The sequence below is a fragment of the Streptomyces zinciresistens K42 genome, from assembly GCF_000225525.1.
GTDB classification, from domain to species: Bacteria; Actinomycetota; Actinomycetes; order Streptomycetales; family Streptomycetaceae; genus Streptomyces; species Streptomyces zinciresistens.
In genome coordinates this window covers 1-4,310 of record NZ_AGBF01000336.1, presented here as the reverse complement: position 1 = coordinate 4,310, position 4,310 = coordinate 1, and the positions used below count along the sequence as shown (strand labels likewise).

The 4,310-nt window shown below is 71.4% G+C and carries 7 protein-coding genes; 6 read left to right on the top strand and 1 reads right to left on the bottom strand.

Annotated features, from left to right (window positions below):
• On the bottom strand, positions 1–206 hold a 206-nt coding region (locus tag SZN_RS35815), incomplete at its 3' end, for a winged helix-turn-helix domain-containing protein (protein WP_007505222.1).
• Between the two features lie 512 nt (positions 207–718).
• Between SZN_RS35815 and SZN_RS35810 the strand changes: the two genes are divergently transcribed.
• The 6 genes from SZN_RS35810 to SZN_RS35790 all read left to right on the top strand — a co-directional run.
• Positions 719–1,327 carry a hypothetical protein gene (locus tag SZN_RS35810; protein WP_007505220.1) on the top strand — a complete coding sequence of 203 codons (609 nt, stop codon included), beginning with the start codon at positions 719–721 and terminating at the stop codon, positions 1,325–1,327.
• A gap of 171 nt (positions 1,328–1,498) precedes the next feature.
• The gene (locus SZN_RS41765; protein WP_167546350.1) at positions 1,499–1,663 is read left to right on the top strand and encodes a hypothetical protein; all 165 of its coding nucleotides are present in this window, start codon (positions 1,499–1,501) and stop codon (positions 1,661–1,663) included.
• Between the two features lie 70 nt (positions 1,664–1,733).
• The gene (locus SZN_RS35805) at positions 1,734–1,919 is read left to right on the top strand and encodes a hypothetical protein (RefSeq protein WP_007505216.1); all 186 of its coding nucleotides are present in this window, start codon (positions 1,734–1,736) and stop codon (positions 1,917–1,919) included.
• Positions 1,920–2,079: 160 nt separating this feature from the next.
• Complete coding sequence (locus SZN_RS35800) at positions 2,080–2,382, top strand: WhiB family transcriptional regulator (protein ID WP_007505213.1); 303 nt, start codon at positions 2,080–2,082, stop codon at positions 2,380–2,382.
• Positions 2,383–2,491: 109 nt separating this feature from the next.
• A complete protein-coding gene (locus tag SZN_RS35795; RefSeq protein ID WP_007505211.1) occupies positions 2,492–2,686 on the top strand; it encodes a hypothetical protein in 195 nt (64 codons plus the stop codon).
• A gap of 241 nt (positions 2,687–2,927) precedes the next feature.
• Positions 2,928–4,310: DUF2637 domain-containing protein (locus tag SZN_RS35790; protein ID WP_007505209.1), on the top strand; the 1,383-nt coding region annotated here is incomplete at its 3' end.

Here is a 4,310-nt window from a genome sequence, read left to right as displayed (position 1 = left end):
TTGCCGCGACGCGAGAACACAAGGCCTTCGTCCTCGAGCAGGCCGTAGATGTCGCGTGCCGTCTGGTACGCGATGCCGTGTTCCTTCTGGAGCTGAGGCACGCCAGGCAGGCGCGACCCAGGTGCGAGTGCGCCTCGCTCGATCTTGTCCCTGATCTCGGATGCGATCCGTTCGACCTTCCCGGGTTCCTTCTGCTTGGTGGCCACTGCTCCCCCTCCCGTGCGCATCGTGCGGTCAGCGGATCTCGCTGCCCGGTGCGCACAGCATTGCATGTCTAGTTGTTTCTCGAAAGCCGAGACTCGCGACCGTTTAACGACACCCAGAAATTAGCAGGTCAGATGGGGTGCGGAAAACAAGTTAGCTAGACAGGTTGACCGTGGGGGGATAGCAGGGTTCTAATCGAAGAGCCCCAGCGAACGGTGAGTAGCCGGATGCGGGGCGTAGCCGGTGCTGACCTGCACACCTTCGGGCGCATCGCCGGCCGCAAGACCGCAGTAGTCGTCCGCCCTCCGGGGCGGCCGGGGTAGCCCTCAGCTTGCTGAGGGCGCGAGAGCACCATCGAACTCCCCCGGAGCCTGACGGCCGCGACAACTGCGTGCACGTCGCAGCGCTGTGCGCTGTCTGTCCTGCGGGACGCCGGCCTTGTGCCGTGCGGCCCGGAGGGCGGAGAGAGCATCGCGACCCGCGCCCCCCGCCAGTCCGTCCGTGAGGAGTTCAGATGTCTGCTTCGACCCTTGAGCGCACCGCCCGCCCCCGCCGGAGCCGGACCCGCTCCCGCACCGTCAACTCCCGCCCGGCGCTGGCTCTCTCCACTCTCAAGCCTCACCAGTACGACCTGCGCCCCGCCTGCGCGTCGCTGGTCTGCCCCGACTGCGAGACTTGGGTGCCGATCACCGGCCTCGGGACCAAGACGACCAAGGTCGTGCCGCACGACACCGGCCGCGCGGGCAAGGACGCCGCTGTCCGCTGCCGCTTGGGCAGCAACCGCCTGGTCACGGTCAACGTGACGGTGAAGAAGTGGCAGGAGCGCCTGGAGGACGGCCACGCGGAGACCGGCCACCGCCGCAAGACCACTGTGCTGCGCAAGCCGAAGACCGCGGTCGCTCCGGCCGTCAGCCAGATCGCCGCGCAGAAGCAGACGCTGGTGGGTGACGAGCCCGGCGACGGCCGGCCCCTGTGGCTGCTGCGGGAGATGAAGTGGGCGTCGACCGAGTCCGCGGTCCGCGACGCCGACACCCGCCGCGCGCAGCTGCCCGCCGGTGACAGGCCGCTGGGTGCGCCGCCGGTGCCGCTCACGACGCTGCACCCCAAGCGCCGCGCGAGCTGACCCGCTCCGGACGAACGACCAAGGCCCCGGCCACCCCGCAGGGGGAGGCCGGGGCCTTGGCTGCTCGTACAAGCAGTCAGCTCCCCAAGTGGGGAGTGATCGCGACAGCCCTTGGGATTGCGGCCCGGGAGCTGTCCAGGACCTGACTCGGAGGACCTGATGCAGCACAGCATGACACGCACCACGGCGCAGCCGCGGGCCGGGATCATCGACGACATCGAGCGCGAGGACGACTCCAAGGGCTACGAGCCCGAGGACGCCGCTCGCGTCGACGTCGCCCTGGTCCTCGTGCTCAACCTCGCCCCGGTGCAGTCCGGTTGGACGGTGGCGGCATGACCGACGCCGAACGCGAGGCGCTCTCGCAGAAGAACCGGGAGCAGAACCAGCGGTCGGAGAGGCACCAGAAGTGAGCGCCCGTCCGACTGACGACCTGTTCGTCCGCTACATGAAGGCGTTCGAGGACTCCACCAAGCACACCGCCGACTGCCCGGCCTGCCAGGGCGAGACGCCGTGCGCGGAGGGGGTGCCGATCCACGATCGGTTCGCCCGCCTCCAGGACGCCTACACCGCACGCCAGAAGCAGCAGCGCTGATCCCCCGGCCCTGCCCGTCGTCCCCGTGCCTTCCCGGCCGGGGCCGGCGGAGAGCGCCGGGAGCTCCCGCCCGCTCCGGCCGTCCGGCCGTCGACACAGAACAGCCCCAGGGTGGCCGCCCCGGGGCTGTCTCTTGCACTGGACCTTCTGGGAGGCCCTGATGAATCGCACCTCCATCGTACGCACCCCGTACTACGGCGCCGTTTCCACCGCCGCCGCGCCCGAGCGTCCTCGCGCGGCCTGCGCCGATGAGGACCCGGAGCTGTTCTTCCCGATCGGCGACAGCGGCCCGGCTCTGATCCAGGAGGAAGAGGCCAAGGCTGTCTGCCGTCGCTGCCCGCTGATGGAGTCCTGCCTCCAGGGCGCCCTGGAGCGCGGCGAGGCCGCCGGGGTGTGGGGCGGGCTGTCCGAGAAGGAGCGCCGCTCCCTCAAGCGCCGCGCCGCCCGTAACCGCGCTGCCTGATCCGTTCTGGCGGCTGCCTGATCCGCCCGCACCGACCGCTGCACCACGGCGGCCGGGGCGGGCGGTGACGGGGAGCCGGACAGCCCGGACCACAGTCGAGGGAGGCCACATGGCCACGACGATGACCCCGCTCCAGCCCGGCACGGAAGCCGCCGCCCAGGCCGCCGCTTTCGCGATCTTCGGCAGCGACATCCCGCCGATCGGGCCGGAGGACTACAGCGGCAGCTGGCGCACCACCCTCCACGTCATCGCGGAGGAGTGGGTGGGCGAGGGCCGCTTCGGCGCGCAGTTCCCCGAGAGCTGATTTCGTTCCCGCCCGGCGGGAGCGGCAAGCAGTTTCGGGCCCGCCCCGCAGCGCTCCCCCGCACCGGTCGCCCGCCCCTCGGGAGGCCGGCCCTTTCGTGCGCGCGGAGCGGGTAGTGCCGGTGCCAGTTTCGTGATCAACCGCCCGCACCGGCCGCTGTTTCGGGAACGCACCCCCTGCGTTTCGGGAGCACCGGCCGCCGTTTCGACCCCGCCCTGAACGACCCCTTCCGGAGGCCCCCATGACGATCACCGACATGCCGCAGACTGCGGCTCCCGACACCCCCGTTTCGCACCCGCCGGGCCGCGTTTCGGGCGCACCCGAGAAGGTTTCGGGTACGGCCCGGGGCGTTTCGAGCCCGGACAAGCGGAAGACGATCAAGCCCACCCGCGACCGGCTGATGACCGCCCTGTCCCTCGTCGCCGCGTTCGGCGGCACGCTGGTCGGCGTCATCGGCTTCGCGATGTCCTACAGCACCCTGGCCAAGGTCGCCCTGAGCTGGGGATTCAGCAAGGAACTGGCCCCCTGGTTCCCGGTCGGCGTCGACGCCAGCATCATCGCCTTCCTCGCGCTCGACCTGTACCTGATCCGCAAGGGCACCCCGTGGCCGCTCCTGCGGATGGCCGCGCACGCTATGACGGGCGCGACGATCTGGTTCAACGCCAGCTCACAGGGCCACATCGGCACCGACCCGGTCCAGGCCGCCAGCCACGGCGTCATGCCGGTCCTGTTCGTGATCGGTGTCGAGGCCGCCCGTCGCCTGATCATCCAAAAGGCCAGGCTGGAGGCGGGAACGGTCACCGACCGGATCCCCCTGCACCGCTGGATCCTCTCCCCTGTCGCCACCCCGCGGTTCTACCGCCGGATGCGGCTGCACAACGTCACCTCCTACCCGGAGATGATCCGGCGCCAGCAGGAGCTCATCGGCTACGAGCAGTGGCTCAAGCGCAAGTACAACGGCGACCTGGGCAAGGCCACCGAGGACGAACTGCTGCCGATGAAGATGGCGGCCTACGGCTACACCGTCGCTGAGGCCCTCGCGATGCCTGAGCAGCAGGAACGTGCTGCTGAGGCCCGCGCGGAGGAGGCGGAGCGCCGGCGCCTGGACGCGGAGACGCGCCGGGAGCTCGCGCGCAAGAAGGCCGAAGCCGACCGGCTGGAGGCGGAGGGCCAGCTCGAGGCCGTCCGTGCCCGGGTGGAGGGCGAGACCGGCCAGGCCCGCGCGCACGCCCGAGCCCAGGTCAGCGCCGCAGAGCGGGCCGCTGAGCTGGAGGAGGCCGCGCTGGAGACGGCCGTCATCGCCGAAGCCCGTGCCCGCGAGGCGGAGGCGGAGCGCAAGGAGGCCCAGGAGCGCGAGGCCAAGGCCGAAGCGGATCTCCGCGCGGCGGAGCTGGAGCGCCAGGCGGCGGAGAAGCGGAGGCTCGCGGCGGAGGCCGATCGGGTCGCCGCGGCGGAGGCTCAGGCCATCGAGACGGCGGAGATCGCGGAGGCCCGGCAGCGTGCTGCCGAAGCCGACCGGGTCGCCGCCGAAACGGAGCGGGCCGCTGCCGAAACTCGCCGCCGGGCCGCCGAAGCCGACCGGCTCGCGGCGGAGGAGAACGAGCGCAAGGCGATCGCCGACGCG